The 20,917-nt window shown below is 62.7% G+C and carries 14 protein-coding genes; 3 read left to right on the top strand and 11 right to left on the bottom strand.

Annotated elements, in window-relative coordinates:
• The 5 genes from ACLF6L_RS10630 to wrbA all read right to left on the bottom strand — a co-directional run bounded on the left by ACLF6L_RS10630 (position 1) and on the right by wrbA (position 6,173).
• Positions 1 to 627, bottom strand: a complete 627-nt coding sequence (locus ACLF6L_RS10630) for a HEAT repeat domain-containing protein (RefSeq protein WP_238616018.1) — start codon at positions 625 to 627, stop codon at positions 1 to 3.
• Positions 628 to 655: 28 nt separating this feature from the next.
• On the bottom strand, positions 656 to 1,744 hold the full coding sequence (locus ACLF6L_RS10625; RefSeq protein WP_238616019.1) for a protein-glutamate methylesterase/protein-glutamine glutaminase: 1,089 nt from the start codon (positions 1,742 to 1,744) through the stop codon (positions 656 to 658).
• Between the two features lie 43 nt (positions 1,745 to 1,787).
• Positions 1,788 to 3,401 (bottom strand): chemotaxis protein CheW, encoded by a 1,614-nt coding sequence (locus tag ACLF6L_RS10620; RefSeq protein ID WP_238616025.1) that lies wholly within the window; start codon positions 3,399 to 3,401, stop codon positions 1,788 to 1,790.
• 29 nt (positions 3,402 to 3,430) lie between these two features.
• Positions 3,431 to 5,353, bottom strand: a complete 1,923-nt coding sequence (locus tag ACLF6L_RS10615; protein ID WP_238616027.1) for a methyl-accepting chemotaxis protein — start codon at positions 5,351 to 5,353, stop codon at positions 3,431 to 3,433.
• A 220-nt stretch (positions 5,354 to 5,573) separates the two neighbouring features.
• Positions 5,574 to 6,173: an NAD(P)H:quinone oxidoreductase gene (gene wrbA / locus ACLF6L_RS10610; protein WP_238616028.1), complete on the bottom strand. Its 600-nt coding sequence runs from the start codon at positions 6,171 to 6,173 to the stop codon at positions 5,574 to 5,576.
• Between the two features lie 88 nt (positions 6,174 to 6,261).
• Here wrbA and ACLF6L_RS10605 point away from each other — a divergent pair, with 88 nt between their 5' ends.
• From ACLF6L_RS10605 to ACLF6L_RS10595, 3 genes are all read left to right on the top strand, one after another.
• Entirely contained in the window at positions 6,262 to 7,176 is a 915-nt protein-coding gene (locus ACLF6L_RS10605; protein WP_238616030.1) for a LysR family transcriptional regulator, read from the top strand.
• 90 nt (positions 7,177 to 7,266) lie between these two features.
• The gene (gene ggt, locus ACLF6L_RS10600) at positions 7,267 to 8,955 is read left to right on the top strand and encodes a gamma-glutamyltransferase (protein WP_412851653.1); all 1,689 of its coding nucleotides are present in this window, start codon (positions 7,267 to 7,269) and stop codon (positions 8,953 to 8,955) included.
• An 18-nt stretch (positions 8,956 to 8,973) separates the two neighbouring features.
• A complete protein-coding gene (locus tag ACLF6L_RS10595; protein ID WP_412851652.1) occupies positions 8,974 to 10,635 on the top strand; it encodes an ABC-F family ATPase in 1,662 nt (553 codons plus the stop codon).
• 224 nt (positions 10,636 to 10,859) lie between these two features.
• Here the strand turns inward: ACLF6L_RS10595 and narI are convergent, their stop codons facing one another.
• From narI to ACLF6L_RS10565, 6 genes are all read right to left on the bottom strand, one after another.
• On the bottom strand, positions 10,860 to 11,537 hold the full coding sequence (gene narI / locus ACLF6L_RS10590; RefSeq protein ID WP_238616034.1) for a respiratory nitrate reductase subunit gamma: 678 nt from the start codon (positions 11,535 to 11,537) through the stop codon (positions 10,860 to 10,862).
• Positions 11,537 to 12,259, bottom strand: coding sequence for a nitrate reductase molybdenum cofactor assembly chaperone (gene narJ, locus ACLF6L_RS10585; RefSeq protein WP_412851651.1), 723 nt, complete (start codon positions 12,257 to 12,259; stop codon positions 11,537 to 11,539). The genes narI and narJ overlap by 1 nt, the downstream gene beginning before the upstream one ends.
• A 14-nt stretch (positions 12,260 to 12,273) precedes the next feature.
• Entirely contained in the window at positions 12,274 to 13,824 is a 1,551-nt protein-coding gene (gene narH, locus ACLF6L_RS10580) for a nitrate reductase subunit beta (RefSeq protein WP_238616036.1), read from the bottom strand.
• 1 nt (position 13,825) lies between these two features.
• Positions 13,826 to 17,590: a nitrate reductase subunit alpha gene (locus ACLF6L_RS10575; protein WP_412851650.1), complete on the bottom strand. Its 3,765-nt coding sequence runs from the start codon at positions 17,588 to 17,590 to the stop codon at positions 13,826 to 13,828.
• Between the two features lie 70 nt (positions 17,591 to 17,660).
• Positions 17,661 to 19,265, bottom strand: coding sequence for an antiporter (locus ACLF6L_RS10570; protein ID WP_238616038.1), 1,605 nt, complete (start codon positions 19,263 to 19,265; stop codon positions 17,661 to 17,663).
• 18 nt (positions 19,266 to 19,283) lie between these two features.
• Positions 19,284 to 20,564 (bottom strand): MFS transporter, encoded by a 1,281-nt coding sequence (locus tag ACLF6L_RS10565; protein WP_412851649.1) that lies wholly within the window; start codon positions 20,562 to 20,564, stop codon positions 19,284 to 19,286.
• Between the last annotated feature and the right edge of the window lie 353 nt (positions 20,565 to 20,917).

Genomic DNA, 20,917 nt, shown 5'->3' with positions numbered 1-20,917 from the left:
TCACCCGGCCCCGATGCGCTTGAGGGCCAGATCGGCGGCGAACTGGATATAGGGTTCCTCCGGAAAACGCTGTTTGAGTGCCCGCAGGGCATCCCGGGACTGCGGGCTGCCCACCTCGCCCAGCAGATCCACGGCGGTGGCGCAGACGTTGATGTGTTCGTCCTTGAGAATGACCTCCAGCAGCCATGCCTCCACCTGGGGATGACGCAGGGATTCGAGCACGTTCACGGCGAAGATGCGCACATCCGGATCGGGATCGTGCAGGAGCTTTCCCATGTGGGGAGCGACCGGCTCGGGCAGTTCCTTGAGCACTTCAATGGCCGCGTTGCGCAGTAGGGTGTGTTCCGAATACAGACAGTCGATCAGCCCGCAAATGGCCACCTCGTTGGCGATGCAGCCCAGTGAGGTGACGATCACCTGCAGCACGGTGGCATCCTTTTCGTGGCGAAGCCGTGTGACCAGTGCTTCCGCCGCCGCCGGATGTTCCGCCAGGTCCCGGGCGGCCCAGCGGCGTTTCATGACATCTTCGTCCAGCAGCGTCTGCAGCAGGGTTTCCAGGTTTCTGGGCTCCTGACGCTCGCCGGGACTATGGCAAGGGGGGGTGGGCTGTCCCTTTTTCAACGCCATGGTGCAATCCTTGGGTTAAAAGGTTGAGTCAGCTGGCATGGACCCATTTGATGATCTGTTCCGCAATCCTTTCCACCGGCAGCACGGTGGTGGCGCCACCGCGTTTGATGAGTTCGGCGGGCATGCCGAAGACCACCGCCGACTGCTCGGATTCGGCGATGGTGCGGCCGCCCCGGCGCTTGAGTTCGGTAAAGCTTTCGGCCCCGTCGTACCCCATGCCCGTGAGCATGACGCCGATCACCCGGCGCGGGTTGCAGTGTTGCAGCACCGAGCGTCCCAGCAGTTCCACGGACGGGTGCCAGAGCATCTCCGGCGACTCCGGACGGGCGCTGACCAGACGCTTGCCGGCGCGTTGTACGACCACGATGTCGGCACCGCCCCGACCGATATGAATCTGCCCGGGCCTCAGTTCCAGCGGTCGCCGGAGTTCCAGCACCTCCAGGGCGCAGAGGCTGTTCATGCGTTCCGCGAAGGGGCGGGTGAAACTGGGGGGCATGTGCTGGGCCACCAGGACCGGCCAGGGAAAATCCGCCGGCAGCAGGGGCAGGATCTCTTCCAGGGTGCGGGGACCGCCGGTGGAAACACCGATGATGACCAGGCCGTCACCGTCCGCTTCTTCCCCCATGGGCAGTGGGCTGGTGCTTGGCCGGGGAGAAGGCTTGGCCGTTTCGCGGACGGACAGGTTGCCGCGGATGCGGGCCGCCAGACCCCGGGATTTTCTGATGCGCGCCCCGGCGGCGGCCCGCACCTTGGCGATGATCTCCGCCTCCACTTCGGCGATGGACAGGGAAATGGTACCGCCCGGCTTGGGGATATAGTCCACCGCACCCAGGTTGAGGGCCTCCAGGGTGGCGATGGCACCCTTTTCGGTGAGGGAGGAAACCATGACCACGGGCACGGGACGTTCCGCCATGAGCAGGGACAGGGCGGTCAGGCCATCCATCTGAGGCATGTTGATGTCCAGGGTGATGACGTCCGGCTCGAAGGTGCGGTTGAGTTCCACCGCTTCCTGGCCATGGCGGGCCATTTCCACCTGGAAATCGCCTTCCGCCATGAAGATGGCCTTGAGCTGGCGGCGCATCAGCGCGGAGTCATCGACGATCAGCAGCTTGATCACGGTCTTGTCTTAAGTCTCTGTATATTTTGAGGAGAGGCGAAATTCAGGTGCCACTGGTGCCTTGCACATTTTGCTGTTCGTCTTGTTGCTGCTCGGTCAGGCCGGCCAGGACTGCGCGCTGCTCCCGGGCGAGCAGGTGTGAAGGATCGATCAGCTGGATCAGGCGTTTCTGTTTCTCCATGTTGGCGACCCGGCCGATCAGTCGGGCCTGTTCCTCCGAAAGCCGGGGCGAGGGTTCGATGGCGGTGCGGGGAATTTTCAGCACCTCGGCCACGGAATCGACGATGAACCCGGTGCGCATGCCGTCCAGCAGGAAGACCATGATGCGCTGACGGTCGTTGCGTTCGGTGGTGGGCAGTCCCAGGCGACGACGCTGGTCGATGACCGGCAGCACCGAGCCGCGCAGATTGATGACGCCCTCGACGAAGTGGGGGGCCTTGGGGACCCGGGTGAGTTCCTCGGGGACCCGCACGATCTCCTGGATGCTGTCGATGGGCACGCCGAACTCTTCCCTGTCGAGGCGGAATACCACCACCTGTTCCTCGTCGTCGTCCTGCTCTTCCTGACTGTCCAGGATGGCCGGGTCGTCTTCCTGCATGTCTTTCACGGTATTGATCGCCTCCTGAATGGATGAATGCCGGAACAGGTGCTCGATGGAAATGATGGAAACCAGGCGTTTGCCGTCCTGTCCCAGGCGGCAGATGCGGGAGATTTCGCCCAGGTTGCCGGTGCTGGAGAGGATGGCGGGCATGGCTTCCACGGCGCTCAGCGGCACGCGCAGGACCTCATTGACGCTGTCCATGACCAGTCCTACCGTGATGGTGCCCAGCCGTACCACCACAATGCGGCTCTGTTCATCGGCGCTTCGATCGGGCAGCTCGAACAGACAGCGCAGGGATACCAGGGGCAGCAGACGGTTGCGCAGGTTCATGACCCCCAGCACATGGGCCTCGGAACGGGGTACTTTCACGATCTGCTCGGGGAATTGGACGATCTCCTGGGTGTGCTCGATGGGAATGGCGTATTCCTGTTCCGCCACTTCGAAGCTCACCAGCTGGAGTTCGTCCTGTGCATCCTCGCCGTCTTCCTCATCGTCGGAGTGTTCCTGGGCCAGGGCATGGGCCGCGGTGCCGCGGGCCATCCGGGCGATGTCGGCAAATTCCGCGCTGATCAGACGCTCGAAATCCATCACCATGACCATGGGAAAGCCGCCGACATCCTTGAGCAGGCCGGACAGCATCTCGGTATTCACCGTGGTGCTCAGGTTGCTGACGTCCTCGATCTGTTCCGGTTCCACCGCCACCACGCTGCTGACCCGGTCCACCACGAAGCCCAGGGGCTGACCCAGGTCGATCACCAGGGCACGGGAGGCGTCATCGCTGTCGCGGCGGTCAAAGTCGAACAGACGGCGCAGACTGATGATGGGCAGCACCTTGCCGCGCAGGTTGGAGAGTCCCTCCAGGGCGGGGGGACCCATGGGAACGCGGACGACCTCGGGCACACGGATGATTTCCTGTACCGGGGCCATGTCGACCCCGAACACCTCGCTGCCGCAGATGAAGATCACGAATTGACGAACGTCGGACTCCTGATCCGGGTTCGTTGACTGGGTATCACCCCCGCCCGGGGGGGACGATGCGACCGTTTCGTTGGTCATGACGATCTCCCGCAATACGGTGGCTGGTGTCAGGCGCTTTGCAGTTCATCGGCCAGCGAGGCGATTTCCTCGATGGCCGCCGCCAGCTCCTCGGCCCCCTGGGCCTGCTGACCGGCCGCCGAAGCCGCCTCGGCGGCCGCTTTTTCCGCCTCTTCGGCGGCGGCGGCGATCTGCTCGACCCCGGTTTTCACCTGACCGATGGCGGTGGCAATCTCGGTGGCGGCATTGAGAACTTCACGGGCGCTCTTTTGTACGGTGGCCACGTCGGTTTCCGCCGTCTGCAGGCCGGCGGTGATGCTCCTGGCCTTCTGCGCCTCCGTATTGGCGGCGTTGATGTTTTCCTCCAGGTCGCGCCAGACGGTGTCGATCTGGTCCTGCACCGCCTTCACCAGATCCTTGATGCGGTCGGCGTTTTCCGCCGAGTCATGGGCCAGGTTGCGGATATCCGTGGCCACCACCACGAAGCCCTTGCCGAATTCGCCGGCCCGGGCGGCTTCGATGGAACCGTTGACCGCCAGCATGTTGGTCTGGATGGAAACGGTGGTGATGGCATCCACGATCTTGTCGATGCGCCGTGACACCAGTTCCAGATTCTTGATCTGACGCAGGCTCTCGCGGGAGGCGTCGGCGGATTCGGCAACGCCCCGGATGAGTTCTTCCATGCTCTGCTGGTTGGTCTTGAGCAGTTGGGTGATGTGGCGGATCTTCTCTTCCGTGGCCGTTGCCCGTTGCTGGGAAATCTCCACGCCCTTTTCGATCTGGATCACGGCGGCGGAGGATTCCTCGGTGGCGGAAGACTGCAGCTGGGCGCTCTTGCGGATCTGGTCCAGCGCCGCCATGATCTGCGCCCCGGAGCGGTTGATTTCCTGTACCGCCGACGACAGCTGCTCGGCGGCCGAGGCGACTTCCTCGGCGCTCTTGCTGATGTCGGTGGAACTGCGCAGCTCCTCCGCCAATTCCGACAGGCTCTGGGCCGCCTGTTCGCATTCCCCCAGGGCCTGGGTCTGCTCCGCCACGGTCTTGGCGGATTCCTCGGCGGCGGCGGACTGCTCCTCGGCGGCGGTGGCGATCTCTTCGGTACCCTTGAGGGCCTGTCTGGCAGCGCTTTCGGATTGCTGGGCGCCGGTGGCGATCTCCTGGATGCCGCCGGTGATCACGGCGGTATCGTCGCGGATCTGCTTCAGTTGCTGGGTGATCTGCTTGCCGTTTTCCACTTCCTGCTGCACCTTGCCGGCGGAAGTGTTGATGCCTTCGGAGATCTGCTTGACATCCTTCTGTATCTGGGCGACCAGATCCTGGATCTGCTTGGCGCTCTTCTCCGAGGTTTCCGCCAGGGTGCGAACCTCATCGGCGACCACGGCAAAACCCTTGCCGTGCTTGCCGGCCCGGGCCGCCTCGATGGCGGCATTGAGGGCCAGCAGGTTGGTCTGATCGGCGATGCGAGCCACGGCCTTGACGATGTCGCCGATATTGGCGGCCTGCTGCTCCAACTCGCTGACCATCTTCACCGATTCGCTCTGGCGCTGGGCGCTGATACCCACATTGGTGATGAAACCGTCGATCTCGCCACCGACCCCGGTGACCAGTTCCTTGAGGGATTCCACCCTGGCCTGGGCGCTATTGGCGTTTTCCAGCTGACGGGACAGGGCGAGGTTGACCTGTTTGAAGGCGGTAAGGGATTCCTGGGCCGCACCGGAAGCCTCCTCGGCGCCGGAGGCGATCTGATCGGAGGCCCGCTTGAGTTCCTCGGCGGCGGAGGCCGCCTCATTGATGCCGGAAGCCAACTGGGCGGTGGCCGAGGCGATGCGCTCGGCGGCTTGCTGCTGCTTGGCCAGGGTTCGGGCTCGCTTGCGTTGGGCTTCCGCTTCGCGGGCCGCGGCGGCGTGGGTGCGGGAATCCTCGCTACCCGGGGATGAGGGCGATGTGCTGGGAGTCTTTTTTACGAGGGCCATGGCGCGTTCCTGGACAGGGTGACCAACCAAAGGGGAGGGGCGTATGCAATGACGCTTTAACGAGTCTAGACCCGGTATCGGCAGGAAGGCGCAATTCTGGATAGTCGCGTCAGGATTCTGGATGGACGTACATGGGATTTGCAACGCCGTCCGGCCGCATGGATGCCATGCGGCCGGACGGGGAGGTGTCAACGGTATTTCGGCGGCCTGGAGACCAGGCTCAGCCTCGCAGCTTGCCCGCGATTCGCGCCACGTGGCTGCCTTGCAGCCGCGCGATCGTCAGCTCCTTGTCGCTGGGTTGGCGGCTGCCGTCGCCGCCGGCGATGGTGGCGGCGCCGTAGGGACTGCCGCCCCGCACTTCGGAAATGTCGGTGGTTTCCGGTATCACGTAGGGAACGCCGACGATCACCATGCCGTGATGGGCCAGGGTATGCCAGAAAGAGGTGATGGTGGTTTCACTGCCGCCACCGGTACCGGTGGACGTGAACACGCTGCCCACCTTGCCCACCAGCCTGCCCTGGGCCCACAGGCCGCCGGTACGATCCAGAAAGCTGCGCATCTGGGAGGCCATGTTGCCGAAGCGGGTCGGGGTGCCGAAGATGATGGCATCGTAGTTGGCCAGATCTTCAGGATTGGCCACCGGCGCCGCCTGATCCAGTCTGGCACCGGCGTTGCGGGCATCTTCCTCACTCATCAGCTCCGGCACGCGTTTGATGTCCACGGTGGTGCCTTCCACGCTGCGCGCCCCTTCGGCAATGGCCTGGGCCAGGGTCTCGACGTGACCATACATGGAGTAATACAGGACCAGGACCTTGCTCATGGCGATCTCCTTGAAAGATGGGTGTGTGCTTTGATTGAAACCCTTCTACCGTGCTTGATAAACCCGGGTATCGGCATAATATCGATGCATGAAAAACATCAATCTGCCGGATTTTGATCTTGTGCGCGCCCTACGGGTCTTCGTGACCGTGGTGGAATGCGACGGCTTCAGTGCCGCCTCGGAACGGCTGGGTCTGGCCCGGGGCCAGCCCAGTCGCTATGTGAGCAAGCTGGAGCGCCATCTGGGTACGCGACTTCTACAGCGTACCACCCGGCGCCAGTCCCTCACGGAAGCCGGCAGCGCCTTTTATCCGCGGGCGGTGCGCATCCTGCAACTGGTGGACGAGGCGGAGCAGGACCTGGCCCTGGAAACCGGCACGGTACGGGGCCGTCTGCGTCTTTCGGCGCCGGTCAGTTTCGGGATTCGTCATCTGGCGCCGGCCTTGGCCGAGTTCAAGCGGCAACATCCCCAGGTGTCACTGGACGTGACCTTCAACGACCGTATCGTGAACCTGGTGGAGGACGGGTTCGACCTGGCGATCCGTGTGGCCTCCCAGCTCAATCCCACCCTGGTGGCCCGGCCGCTGGCCACGGTGGACCTGGTGCTGTGCGCCGGTCCCGGCTACCTGCGGGAACGGGGCACTCCGGCCCATCCCCGTGACCTGTCGGATCATGAATGTCTGGTATACACCAACGATCCCGCCGGCCATGACTGGCGATTTTGCCGTGATGGGGATGAACAGGTGGTCCGGGTGCACGGTTCGGTGCGATCGGACAACGGCGAGGTACTGGTGGCCGCCGCCGAGGCTGGACTGGGCCTGGTGCTGATGCCCCGCTTCCTGGCCGCCGATGCCCTGGCGCGGGGCCGGCTGGTCACCTGTCTGGATGCCTGGCACGCACCGACACTGACCGTATATGCCGTGTATGCCGACCGACGCTGGCTGCCGCCCCGGGTGCGGGCGTTGATTGATTTTCTGGTGGCGCGGTTTGAAGGTGGGGTGTAGGGGGGCGTTTGTCTGATCGGTATCGTTGATTCGATTATCCTGTCTATGCCGACCGCCGCCGCCCCCCGAATCACCCCGGAGGAGACCCTCATGTTTCGTTCGATCCGATGTCTGATTCTCCTGATGGGCCTGTGCATGGCAGGGCATTTGGCGGCGGATCCACCTCCCCACGGTATTGCCACTCCCCACCCACTGGCCACCGAAGCCGCCCTGGAGATACTGGTGCGGGGAGGGAACGCCTTCGACGCCGCCGTGGCCGTGGGGGCGGTACTGGCGGTGGTGGAGCCTTATGGATCCGGCTTGGGCGGCGGCGGCTTCTGGCTGTTGCATGAGGCCGGCACGGGACGGCAGATCATGGTGGATGCCCGGGAGCGGGCGCCATTGGCGGCCCACTCCGACATGTTCATGGACGATGACGGCGAATTTGAACGTGATCGGGTGATGAACGGCCCCTTGGCGGCCGCCATTCCCGGCACGCCCGATGCGCTGGACCATATCGCGCGGAAATACGGTGTGCTGCCCCTGTCGGTATTGCTGGAGCCCTCTATCCGTCTGGCCCGGGAAGGGTTCCCGGTGGACCCAATCTATCATCGGCTGACATCCTTCCGCCGGGACACGCTGCGGGAGTGGCCCGAGGCGGCAGCGGTCTTTCTGGACGATGGCGAGGTGCCTGAAGAGGGCTTCGTGATCCGCCAGCCGGACCTGGCCCTGACCCTGGAGCGACTGGCGGAATCGGGACGTGACGGATTCTACAGGGGACCCGTGGCCGAGCGGCTCATCCAGGCCATGGACGAGGCCGGGGGGATCTGGACCGAAGAGGACCTGTCGAGCTATCAGGTGGTGGAGCGCGAACCGGTGACCTTCGGCTACCGGGGCATGCGGGTGGTGTCGGCGCCGCCGCCTTCCTCCGGTGGCATCGCCCTGGCCCAGGCACTACAGGTGTTGGCCCATATGGATCCCGATGCCGGGGATGACGCTGCCCGCGTGCATCATCAGGTGGAGGCCATGCGCCTGGCCTATCATGACCGCGCCCGCTACCTGGGCGACACGGACTTTGTGCCGGTGCCCGTGGAGCGTCTGACCGATCCGCATTACGCCGCCGGTCTGGCCGCCACCATCCACCCGCGCCGTGCCCGACCCAGCGATCAATTGCCGGGGGTAACGGATGTCCCGGGTGGCGAGGACACCACGCATTTTTCCATCATCGATGCCCGGGGTAACCGGGTGTCGGCCACTTTGTCCCTCAACTACCCCTTCGGCTCCGGCTTCATGCCCGCCGGCACCGGCGTGGTGCTCAACAACCACATGGATGACTTCACGGCCGCGCCGGGGGCGCCCAATGCCTATGGCCTGATGCAGTCCATGGCCAACCGCATCGAGCCGGGCAAGCGCATGCTGTCGAGCATGTCGCCCACCTTCTTGGAGATGGATGGGCGTATTGCCGCCCTGGGCACACCCGGCGGCAGTCGCATCATCACCATGGTGATGCTCGCGGCGCTGGAGTTTCATGAGGGGGCGGATGCGGAACGACTGGCGTCGTTACCTCGCTTCCATCACCAGTACCTGCCGGATCATATCGAGCATGAGCCCGATGCCCTGGATGATGGCCTGAAGACCTCCCTGCAGGCCAAGGGACACGCACTGGAGGCTCGTTCCCGACCCTGGGGCAATCTTCAGGTAGTCATCGTCGAGCCGGACAGTCGTTTTGAGGCCGCCGCCGACCCGCGCGGGGTCGGCACTGCTTCATCTGAAAGTCGGTCGCTTGCACCCTGTCAATAACGGGCCGGAGCCCGTACCATGCCGGATCCGGTTTTCGGGCCCTCATCGCCGTTCGACGGCGACACCATCCTTTTCCCGCAGGACTTTCTTTTGATTTCCACCGCCAATATCACCATGCAGTTCGGGGCCAAGCCCCTCTTCGAAAACGTATCCGTCAAGTTCGGCGGGGGTAACCGCTACGGCCTGATCGGCGCCAACGGCTCGGGCAAGTCCACCTTCATGAAGATCCTGGGGGGCGATCTCGAACCTTCCAGCGGCCAGGTGATGCTTGAGCCGAACGTGCGTCTGGGCAAGCTGCGCCAGGATCAGTTCGCCTATGAAAAGTACAGCGTGCTGGACACCGTGATCATGGGGCACGAGGCGCTGTGGAAGACGCGTGCCGAGCGCGACCGCATCTATTCCCTGGCGGAAATGAGCGAAGAAGACGGCATGAAGGTGGCCGAACTGGAAACCGAATTTGCCGAAATGGACGGATATACCGCCGAAGCCCGTGCCGGTGAGCTGCTGCTCGGCCTGGGTATTCCGCTGGCACAGCACAGCGGGCCCATGAGCGAGGTCGCGCCCGGCTGGAAGCTGCGCGTCCTGCTGGCCCAGGCGCTGTTTTCCGATCCGGAAGTGCTGCTGCTGGACGAGCCGACCAACCATCTGGATATCAACACCATCCGCTGGCTGGAAGGCATTCTGACCTCGCGTAACAGCACCATGATCATCATTTCCCATGATCGCCATTTTCTCAACAGCGTCTGCACGCACATGGCGGATCTGGACTTCGGTGAACTGCGCCTGTTCCCCGGCAACTACGATGAATACATGACGGCCGCCACTCAGGCCCGCGAGCGTCTGCTGTCCGACAACGCGAAGAAAAAGGCGCAGATCGCCGAGTTGCAGACCTTCGTCAGCCGCTTTTCGGCCAACGCCTCCAAGTCCAGGCAGGCCACCAGCCGCGCCAGGCAGATCGAGAAGATCCAGCTGGATGAGGTGAAGCCTTCGAGTCGGGTCAGTCCGTTCATCCGTTTCGATCAGTACAGGAAGCTGCACCGTCAGGCCGTGATCCTCGACAAGGTCAGCCAGGGTTTCGACGGCGAGCCGCTGTTCAAGAACCTGAGTCTGCACATCGAGGCCGGTGAGCGCGTGGCGATCATCGGCCCCAACGGCATCGGCAAGACGACATTGCTACGCACCCTGGTGAATGAACTGCCACCGATGACCGGCACGGTCAAATGGGCTGAAAGCGCTGATCTGGGCTATTTTGCCCAGGAACACGCCGACGACTTCAAGAACGACGAGACCCTGATCGACTGGATGGCGCAGTGGACCCTCGGCGGCGACCAGTTGGTGCGCGGCACCCTGGGCCGCATGCTGTTTTCCAACGATGACATCCTTAAATCGGTCAAGGTGATTTCCGGTGGCGAGCAGGGCCGTATGCTGTTCGGCAAGCTGATCCTGCAGAAACCCAACGTGATGATCATGGACGAACCGACCAACCACCTGGACATGGAATCCATCGAGGCGCTGAACCTGGCCCTGGAGAACTACCCCGGCACGCTGATTTTCGTCAGCCATGACCGGGAGTTCGTTTCCAGCCTGGCAACACGCATCATCGAGCTGAACGAAAACGGCGTGACGGATTTCAATGGTACCTACGATGATTATCTGCGTGAGTTGGGCGTGGTGGCCTAACAGGCTCTTGAAATCGGACTCACGGCGCGGCAGTTCAATGCCACCGCCATCCACCTCAAGGGCAAGATCGCCTCGATCAAGGAGCGCCGCCGCAAGCGATTTCGTGCGCAGTTCGATCTGGCAGCCAACGGCTATGCGTCGCTTGATGAATGGCGCACAGAGTGGCGCCGCGCCCGCTCTGACCAGTTCTTGGTGCTGGGCTCCAAGGGCGAGACCGGCGGTTGTCAGCGTTTGCGTACCAGCTGATAGGTCCGTCCCAGGTACGATACCGGTGCACTCCAGACATGGACCAGACGGGTGAAGGGAAACACCAGGAAGAGGGTGAGTCCCAGGAAAATGTGGAGCTTGAAGATCCAGTTGGTATCGGCGATCAGGGCGGCGGCGCCCGACTGGAACGTGACGATGTGCTGGGCCCAGCTTGCCAGTGCGACCATGTTGGCGCCATCCAGGTGCGTCATGGAGATGGGCAGGGTAATGAGGCCCAGGATCAGTTGTACGTAGAGCAGGATCAGGATGAAGTTGTCCGCCCTGCTACTGGTGGCCTGGATGCGCGGGTCGGTAAGACGCCGGTGCAGCAGCATGGTCAGACCAATGAAGCAGATGATGCCGAAAATGCCGCCGACAATGATGGCCAGCAACTGCTTGGTTTCGGTGGACAGGCCCAGGGCATGGTAGACCGCGGGTGGCGTCAGCAGGCCGAACAGGTGGCCGAAGAACAGCAGCAGGATGCCTACATGAAAGAGGTTGCTGGCCAGACGCATGTTGGCGGTGCGCAGAAACTGACTGGACTGACTCTTCCAGGTGAACTGATCCCGCTCGAAACGGATCAGGGAGCCCAGCAGGAAGACACTCAGGGCCACGTAGGGATAGTAACCGAATATGAGTTCGTGCATGTAGTTCATCACTGCCGTCCTCCAGAGTCGATCGATAACGCAGTCACGCGGTGCCCGGGATACGGTCGTTGCACCAGGGGGTGCTCGTGGCGGGTGTCCTGATTCCCGCAGGGGGCGGCGCCCATGAATCTCACGGCCTCTTCCTCCCATGCCCTGTCCATGTTCACCAGACTCTCATCCGGACCTTCCGTGGCCGCCTGGTTCCGAATGTCCCGCAGATCCTCGCGTGCCTCGGTCAAGGTTTCCAGGGCCTGGAACAACACGTGGTAGGGGCTGTTGCGTTTTTCCAGCCTGGCCCCCACCAGCGTGATCACGGGCAGGGCATCACCCAGCAGCGAGCGTGCCTGATCCGGCGGCAGGACGGAGAGGAACTCCAGGAACAACGGCAGATAGTCGGGTAGTTCCCTGGCATCCAGCTTCATGCCATGGCGTTCATACAGGTCCATCAGGTCCACCATGGCCTGTCCCCGGTCCCGGGACTCGCCATGCACGTGTTCGAATAGATGCAGGGACAGTGCACGCCCCCGATCGAACAACGCCACATAGCGTTCCTGCAGTGCGTACAGGTCCGTATGCAGGTAGTCGTCCATGAATGTCCGCAGCGCCTCCCGCCGCGCCGGGGGAATGGCCCCCTCCTGATCGATGATGGATGTCAGGGTCCCCATGGCTTGCTGCAGCGCCTCGTCGGGGTAGCACAGCAGACAGGAGATGAGCTTGAGTGTCTTTTGCATGGGTCTTGCTCCTGTCATGAGCGGGGTGGCTCAACCTTGATCGGCGGCATGCGGCGATCCGTGAGCGGCTTGTTGCCGAACAGGTTGTGACTACTGGCTCCATCGGCACAGCCGTTGCCGAAGCTGAAGCCGCAACCACCGCGTTCGCCGAGGGCGTCGTAGAGGGTGTCGGCATATTCCCGGTGACTGGTGGGGATGACGTAGCGATCCTCGTAGTTGGCGAGGGCCAGGAGACGGTACATGGCATCCACCTGGGATTCAGTCAGTTGGGCCACCTCCAGGGCCTCCGGCTCCGGTCTGCCTTCCACGGTCTTGCTGCGCATCCAGGCCCGCATGGCCAGCATGCGTTTGAGTGCCAGGGTCACGGGGGCCTCGTTGCCGCCCGTAAGCAGGTTGGCCAGGTAGCGCATCGGGATGCGCAGGGTTTCGACATCAGGGATGATGCCGTTGTGGCCCAGGGCACCGGATTCGCAGGCAGACTGAATGGGCGACAAGGGCGGCACATACCAGACCATGGGCAGGGTGCGGTACTCCGGGTGCAGGGGGAAAGCGATCTGCCAGTCCATGGCGAGCTTGTAGATCGGCGAGCGACGGGCGGCCTCCAGCCAGGATTCGGGAATCCCTTCCCGGCGCGCCAGGGTCTGGATGTCGGGATCTTCCGGATCCAGGAACATGTCCAGCTGAGCTTGGTAGAGGTCCGCGTGGCTTTCGGTGGCGGCGATCTCACCGATGCGGTCGGCGTCGTAGAGCAGTACCCCCAGATAGCGGATGCGGCCGACACAGGTTTCGGCACACACGGTGGGCTGACCGTTTTCGATGCGAGGGTAGCAGAAGATGCACTTCTCCGATTTGCCGGTATGCCAGTTGTAGTAGATCTTCTTGTAGGGACAGCCGGAGACGCACATGCGCCAGCCCCGGCATTTATCCTGGTCGATGAGGACAATGCCGTCTTCCTCGCGCTTGTAGAGGGCGCCGCTGGGGCAGACGGCCACGCAGGCAGGGTTCAGGCAGTGTTCGCACAGGCGGGGCAGATACATCATGAAGGTGTTTTCAAAGGCCCCGTACATGTCCTTTTGCACCTGATCAAAGTTGTAGTCCCGGGAGCGTTTGCTGAACTCGGTGCCCAGGATCTCCTCCCAGTTGGGCCCCCATTCGATCTTGTCCATGGTCAGGCCGGTGATGGCCGAGTAGGGTCTGGCCATCGGCATGGTCCCGGACTCGGGCGCGTTTTGCAGATTCGCATAGTGATAGTCCCAGGGCTCGTAGTACTCGTCGATCTGGGGCATATCCGGATTGGCAAAGATATTGGACAGCACCTTCCAGCGGGCGCCCATCGCCGGGACGATGCCGCCGTCCCGGCGCCGATGCCAGCCTCCCTTCCAGCGCCCCTGGTTTTCCCATTCCCTGGGGTAGCCGATCCCCGGTTTGGTTTCCACATTGTTGAACCAGGCGTATTCCATGCCGTCCCGGGACGTCCACACGTTCTTGCAGGTCACCGAACAGGTGTGGCATCCGATGCACTTGTCCAGATTCAGGACCATGGCGATCTGGGCACGTATCTTCATTTCAGCGATCCTCCTGCTCGGGCTGTGGTATCCCGGTGGCCTGATCCATCCAGTTCACCCGACGCATCTTGCGGATGATGACAAAATCATCCCGGTTGGCCCCCACCGTGCCGTAGTAGTTGAAGCCGTAGCTGAGCTGGGCATAACCACCGATCATGTGGGTGGGCTTGAGCACGGTGCGGGTGACCGAGTTGTGAATGCCACCACGGGTGCCGGTGAGTACGGATCCCGGGGTATTCACGATCTTTTCCTGTGCGTGGTACATCATGCACATGCCTTCCGGTACCCGCTGACTGACCACGGCCCGGGCGGCGATGGCACCGTTGGCATTGAAGGCGTCGATCCAGTCGTTGTCCTCGATGCCGGCCTTTTGGGCATCCACCTCGCTCATCCAGATGATGGGACCGCCTCGGGACAGGGTGAGCATGAGCAGGTTGTCGGTATAGGTGCTGTGGATACCCCATTTCTGGTGAGGGGTGATGAAGTTCAGTACCACCTGGGGACTGCCGTCGCCGTATTGGTCTCCCAGGCAATCGATGGTCTTCATGTCCACCGGTGGTCGATACACGCACAGGGGTTCTCCGAAGGCCCGCATCCAGGGGTGATCCTGGTAGAAGTGCTGGCGCCCCGTGAGTGTGCGCCACGGGATCAGTTCGTGGACGTTGGTGTAGCCGGCGTTGTAGGACACCTTCTCGTCCTCCAGCCCCGACCAGGTGGGGGAGGAGATGATCTTGCGGGGTTGGGCAACGATATCCGCGAAGCGGATCTTTTCGTGCTCCTTGGGCCGGGCCAGATGGGTGTGATCCCGGCCGGTGATCCGTGACAGGGCCTTCCAGGCCTTCACGGCCACATGACCGTTGGTTTCCGGTGCCAGCATGAGCACCGTCTCGGCCGCCTGGATATCCGTTTCGATCCTGGGCATGCCCTGGCTCACGCCGGGCTCCTCGACCCGCAGGTTCAGATCGCCCAGTGCCGCCACTTCTGCTTCGGTGTTCCACTGGATTCCCTTGCCGCCGTTGCCGGCCTTGGTCATGAGGGGACCCAGGGCGGTGAACTTGCGATAGGTGGACGGATAATCCCGCTCCACTTCCACCAGCGCCGGGAGGGTCTTGCCCGGCACCGGATCGCATTCTCCCCGCTTCCAGTCGGCCACGCTCAGGGGCTGACCCAGTTCGGTGGGGGTGTCGTGGAGCAGGGGCAGGGTGACAATGTCCTTTTCCACCCCCAGATGTCCCTGGCAGACCTCCGAGAAGCGTTTGGCAATGCCCTTGAAGATGTCCCAGTCCGTTCGGGATTCCCAGGCCGGGTCCACCGCGGCGGTCAGCGGGTGGATGAAGGGATGCATGTCCGAGGTATTGAGATCGTGCTTTTCGTACCAGGTGGCCGTGGGCAGGACGATGTCCGAGTACATGCAGGTGGTGGACATGCGAAAGTCCAGGGTCACCAGCAGGTCCAGCTTGCCCTCCATGGGGACATCCCGCCAGGTGACTTCTTCCGGACGCTCCATCGGGTGATCCGGATGGTCTTCCTGCAGGATGCCGTGGCGGGTGCCCAGCAGGTACTTGAGCATATATTCATGACCCTTGGCGGAGGCACCCAGCAGATTGGAGCGCCAGACGAAGAGGTTGCGAGGCACATTGGCCGGGTTGTCCGGATCCTCGAAGGCAAAACCCAGTTCCCCGGACTTGAGCTGTTCCACCACATGGTCGGCGCTGCTCCTGCCGGCCGCCTGGGCGTCACGGCAGATCTCCAGCGGGTTTTTCGACAGTTGCGGGGCGCTGGGCAGCCAGCCCATGCGAACGGCACGCAGGTTGTAGTCGATCTGGGTGCCGGTCCAGTCCTGGTCGGAAGCCAGGGGGGAGAGGATCTCGCGCATGGACAGCTTTTCATGACGCCACTGGCTGGAGTGGATGTAGAAGAAGGACGTGCTGTTCATGTGGCGGGGCGGACGATGCCAGTCCAGGGCAAAGGCCAGCGGTAGCCAGCCGGTTTGCGGGCGGAGCTTTTCCTGGCCCACATAGTGGGACCAGCCGCCGCCGCTCCGGCCGATGCAGCCGCACATCATCAGCATGTTGATGATGCCCCGGTAGTTCATGTCCATGTGGTACCAGTGGTTCATCGCCGCGCCGATGATGACCATGGAGCGGCCGTGGGTCCGGTGGGCGTTCTGAGCGAACTGCCGGGCCACGGTGATGACCTGATCCCGCTTCACGCCGGTGATGCGCTCCTGCCAGGCGGGGGTGTAGGGGATATCGTCATCATAGCTGGACGCTACGTTTTCACCCCCAAGGCCTCGATCGATGCCGTAGTTGGCGCAACTCAGATCGAACACCGTGGCCACCAGGGCCTCGTCGCCGTTGGCCAGTTTCACCCGCTTGACGGGGACGTGACGGACCTGGATCGGGTCGTGGTCGGTATGGGTGAAATGGGGATGACGGGAGCCGCCGAAGTAGGGGAAGGCCACCGCCGCGACGTCTTCCCGGTCATTGATCAGGGTCAGGGCCAGGGTGACGTCCTCACCGCTGGCGGCATCCTTGGGTTCCAGGTTCCAGCGCCCCGCCCCCGGACCCTTTTCACCCCAGCGAAAGCCGATGGAGCCGTTGGGTACCACCAGTGTTTTTCCTGCCGCGTCATAGGCCAGGGTCTTCCATTCCGGGTTGTTGTCCTGGCCCAGGCCGCCCTTGAGATCCGCGGCCCGCAGCATGCGACCGGCCACATGATGGTCTCCCCGGGATTCGAGCATCACCAGACAGGGCATGTCGGTCTTTTCCCGGACATACCCGGTGAAATAATCACTGGGATTGTCCAGGTGGAATTCCTTCATGATCACATGGCCCATGGCCATGGCCAGTGCCGCGTCCGTGCCCTGCTTGGGATGCAGCCACAGGTCGGCGAACTTGGAGGCCTCGGAGTAGTCCGGACAGACCACGACGATCTTGGTGCCGCGGTAGCGCGCCTCGGTCATGAAGTGGGCATCCGGGGTACGGGTCTGGGGAACATTGGAGCCCCACATCATCAGGAAGCCGGCGTTGTACCAGTCTGCGGATTCCGGCACATCCGTCTGTTCACCCCAGGTCTGGGGCGAGGAGGGGGGCAGGTCGCAGTACCAGTCGTAGAAGCTGCCGCAGGCACCGCCGATGAGGGACAAATAACGGGAGCCCGCCGCGTAGGACACCATGGACATGGCGGGGATGGGGGAGAAGCCGTAGATGCGGTCGGGGCCGTAGGCCTTGATGGTGTAGATGTTGGCGGCGGCGATCAGGGTGTTCACTTCCTCCCAGCGGCTGCGGACAAAGCCGCCCATGCCGCGGGCGGTCTTGTAGGCTCGGGCCTTGTCGGGATCTTCCACGATGCTGCGCCAGGCCTCCACCGGATCGGCATGCTCCGCCAGGGCTTTACGCCAGAGCTGCAGCAGGCGGCTGCGGATCAGTGGGTATTTCACCCGGTTGGCGCTGTAAAGGTACCAGGAGTAACTGGCGCCGCGGGCACAGCCGCGGGGCTCATGATTGGGCAACTCGGCACGGGTTTGCGGGTAATCCGTCTGCTGGACCTCCCAGGTCACCAGACCGTTCTTGACATAGACCTTCCAGCTGCAGGATCCGGTGCAATTGACGCCGTGGGTGGAGCGCACCACCTTGTCATGTTGCCAGCGTTTGCGATAACCGTCTTCCCAGCGCCGGTCTTCCCGGGTCACGCTGCCGTGTCCTTCGGAAAACGTGCTTTCGACTTTCTTGAAAAAGGTCAGCCTGTCCAGCAAATGACTCATGGGATATTCCTCCTGTGGCCGATGCCGTGATGGCGTTCATCGGCCCATTGCTGTGAAGCGTCCATGGCTTTCAAGGATTCTTCACATAGGCGTTGCGACGCAGGTAGAACCACCAGTTGAGCACCATGCACAGGGCATAGAAGACGGCGAAGCCGTACATGGCATTCTCGGGGGTGCCGGCGCGGATCTGCTCACCGATCACCATCGGGGCGACGAAGGCGCCGTAGGCGGCCACCGCCGAGGTCCAGCCCAGTACCGGACCGGCCTGTTCACGGTTGAAGATGATGCCGATGCTGCGGAAGGTGGAACCGTTACCGATGCCGGTGGCGGCGAAGATCAGGATGAACAGCAGCAAAAAGGGCAGGAAATACTGTTCCGGCGTGGGTGACTGATAGGCCAGCATCATGATGTAGCCTGCAGCCACCGAGGCCGCCACCATCACCCCGGCGATGATCTGGGTGACGATGGACCCGCCCATCCTGTCCGAGATCCAGCCGCCGACCGGGCGTACCAGGGCACCGACGAAGGGCCCCATCCAGGCATAGGTCATGGCCGAGGGTGCATTGGGATTGGCCACCCGCACCATCACGCCGTCGATCTCCACGGCACTGAAGCCGAAGATCACCGTGATGGACAGGGGCAAGGCCATGGAAAACCCGATGAAGGAACCGAAAGTGACGATGTAGAGGATCGTCATGGACCAGGTGTGCCTGTCCTTGAAAATGGCGAACTGGCGGGCCGAGTTCTGGCCGATCCGCCCCGGCGTGGCCCGCATCAGTCCCAGGGTGAGCAGGATGATGAGCAGCATGGCCAGCCACATGTTGAGGATGCCGAGCCCCGTGGGAGGCGGCAGATAGAGCCACAGCCCGATCCCGGCGGTGACAAAACCGATGGCATACAGCCCCAGAATGCGACTGAAGGCCGCCAGTGGGTGCCCCGGCTCGGGGGTGATGGGGCGCAGGTTGTTCATGCCGAACCAGGCGGCCATGACCAGGGGGGCGAGGATCACCACCCAGATGAAACCGGCATTCTGGATCCAGGTCTCGGTGCCGGCGGGGATACGCCCGATGAGGGTCCCGCTGTCGGACAGCAGGGTCATGGATCCCCCGGCGCCGATGAAGCCGAATAGGCCCACGGTCATGACCACCGGTATCAGGATCTGGGTGGTGGTGACGCCGAAGTTGCCCAGACCGGCATTCATGCCCAGGGCCAGCCCCTGACGGCTCTTGGGGAAGAAGGTGCTGATGTTGCTCATGGAGGCGGCAAAATTGCCGCCTCCGATGCCCGACAGGAAGGCCAGCAACTGGAATGCCCATAACGGGGTATCCTGGCTTTGCAGGGCCAGACCGGCGCCCAGGGCCGGCAGGATCAGCAGTGCCGAGGTCAGGAACAGGGTATTGCGTCCGCCCGCCAGGCGAATCATGAACGATGCGGGGATGCGCAGGGTGGCGCCGGTGAGACCGGCGATGGCGGTCAGGGCGAAGAGTTCGGCGGGTTCAAAAGGAAAACCCAGGTTGATCATCTGCACCGTGATCATGCCCCACATGGTCCAGATGGCGAAGGCACAGAGCAGATTGGGTATGGAGATCCAGAGATTTCGGTTGGCGATCCGTCGGCCCCGGGAGTCCCAGAAGGCCTTGTCTTCCACATTCCATTCCTTGATGTCGGCAGCCATGACTTGATCTCCCGAGGTTCATGCCTGGTCCGGTTGTGTGTCTGTCCGGGGGGGTGAGTGCCTTTCGGCAGTGCTTGTCGCCATGGGTTTGCGTTCGGTCCACCACATCCAGATCAGGGAGACGGCGGTGACGCCGAAGCAGAGCCACCAGACGATCTCGTTGAACTTGAAGATGTCCACCAGGACACCGAACATGATGGGCAGCAGAAAACCGCCTAGACCACCCACCAGGCCGACGGTGCCGGAGATGACGCCGATGTTGTTCGGGTATTCGTTGGAGATGTACTTGAACACGGAGGCCTTTCCCACGCCCCAGGCGATGCCGACGACGAACAGCAAGGCGGTGAACACCCACATGTCCAACTTGAGGGTCACATCCCATGCCTCGCCGTCGGTGCGGGGGATCACCATGCGGGTTTCGGGATAGGCCATGAAGAACAGACAGATCAGGCTGGACCACATGACCCACCAGGTGACCCGGTGGGGACCGAAACGGTCGGAAAGCCAGCCTCCGGCGGCCCGTATTACCCCGGAGGGCAGCACGAAGATGGCCGCCAGCAGGGCGGCCAGTTGGATCCCGACGCCGTATTCACTGATGTAGTAGCGGGTCATCCACAGCGATACACCCACATAGCCACCGAAAACCAGGGAGTAGTACTGGCAGTACTTCCAGACCTTGGGATCCTTGAGTGCGGAGAGCTGTTCACGGATGGTGATGGTCTTGGGGGCCAGGTGTTCCCTGGGTTCCCGGTAGGTGAGCAGCCAGTAGAGCAGGGCCATGATGGTCATCAAGATCGCGTAGACCTTGGGCACCATGGTCCAGCCGTAGATCACCACCAGGGTCGGGGCCACAAATTTGGTCACCGCGGCACCGGCGTTGCCGGCACCGAAGATGCCCATCGCAAACCCTTGGTGTCGACGGTCGAACCAGCGGGCGGTGGCGGAGATGCCCACCGCAAAGGAGCCGCCGGCCACGCCCACGAACAGCCCGGCAACGAGCATGGCCCAATATTGCTCCAGGGTGGACACTATCCATACTGGAACAATGGTGGACAGCATGAGCAGGGTGAACACGATCCGCCCACCGAAGCGGTCGGTGAGCATGCCCAGGGGCAGGCGGATCAGGGCACCGGTGAGGATGGGAGTAGCCACCAGAATGCCGAACTGCGTGTCGGTCAGTCCCAGTTCCTGCTGGATGGGGACACCGATCACCGAGAACATGGTCCACACCGCGAAGCACACGGTGAAGGCCATGGTATTCATGGTGACGGCGGAGATCTGCTGTCGAGACAAGGCCATGGAGCACCCCTCATCCATGAACCATCGGGCGCGGAAACGGCATCCGCGGGGAAGAGGCTTGCAGGCGCCATAAGCTCATGACGCTGTGTCATATAGGCTAGATGCCCCAGGTACTGTTTCAAGGGCGATCGGGATTCCCCGTGCGGAGAGATTGCCCTGAATCAACTCAGTATGCTTTTGTCTTGAAAATGGTTTTTCGTGTTCTAGAATCCTTGGCTGGGCTTGCCTTCATATGAGGTGACGAAAAGACAGCCTCTCAAAGAGCGCGGGGGGACGGGGTATCGGCGCAGGTGTTTTTCCAGGCAGGCCTGCAGTCTATACGATCTTGAACTCCTGACCTTTCCGGGAGGGCA

The sequence above is a fragment of the Ectothiorhodospira shaposhnikovii genome (genome assembly GCF_047222355.1).
In the GTDB taxonomy this organism is placed as follows: Bacteria; Pseudomonadota; Gammaproteobacteria; order Ectothiorhodospirales; family Ectothiorhodospiraceae; genus Ectothiorhodospira.
The sequence above is the reverse complement of the archived record's forward strand: the minus strand, read 5'-3'. Positions and strand labels throughout refer to the sequence as shown.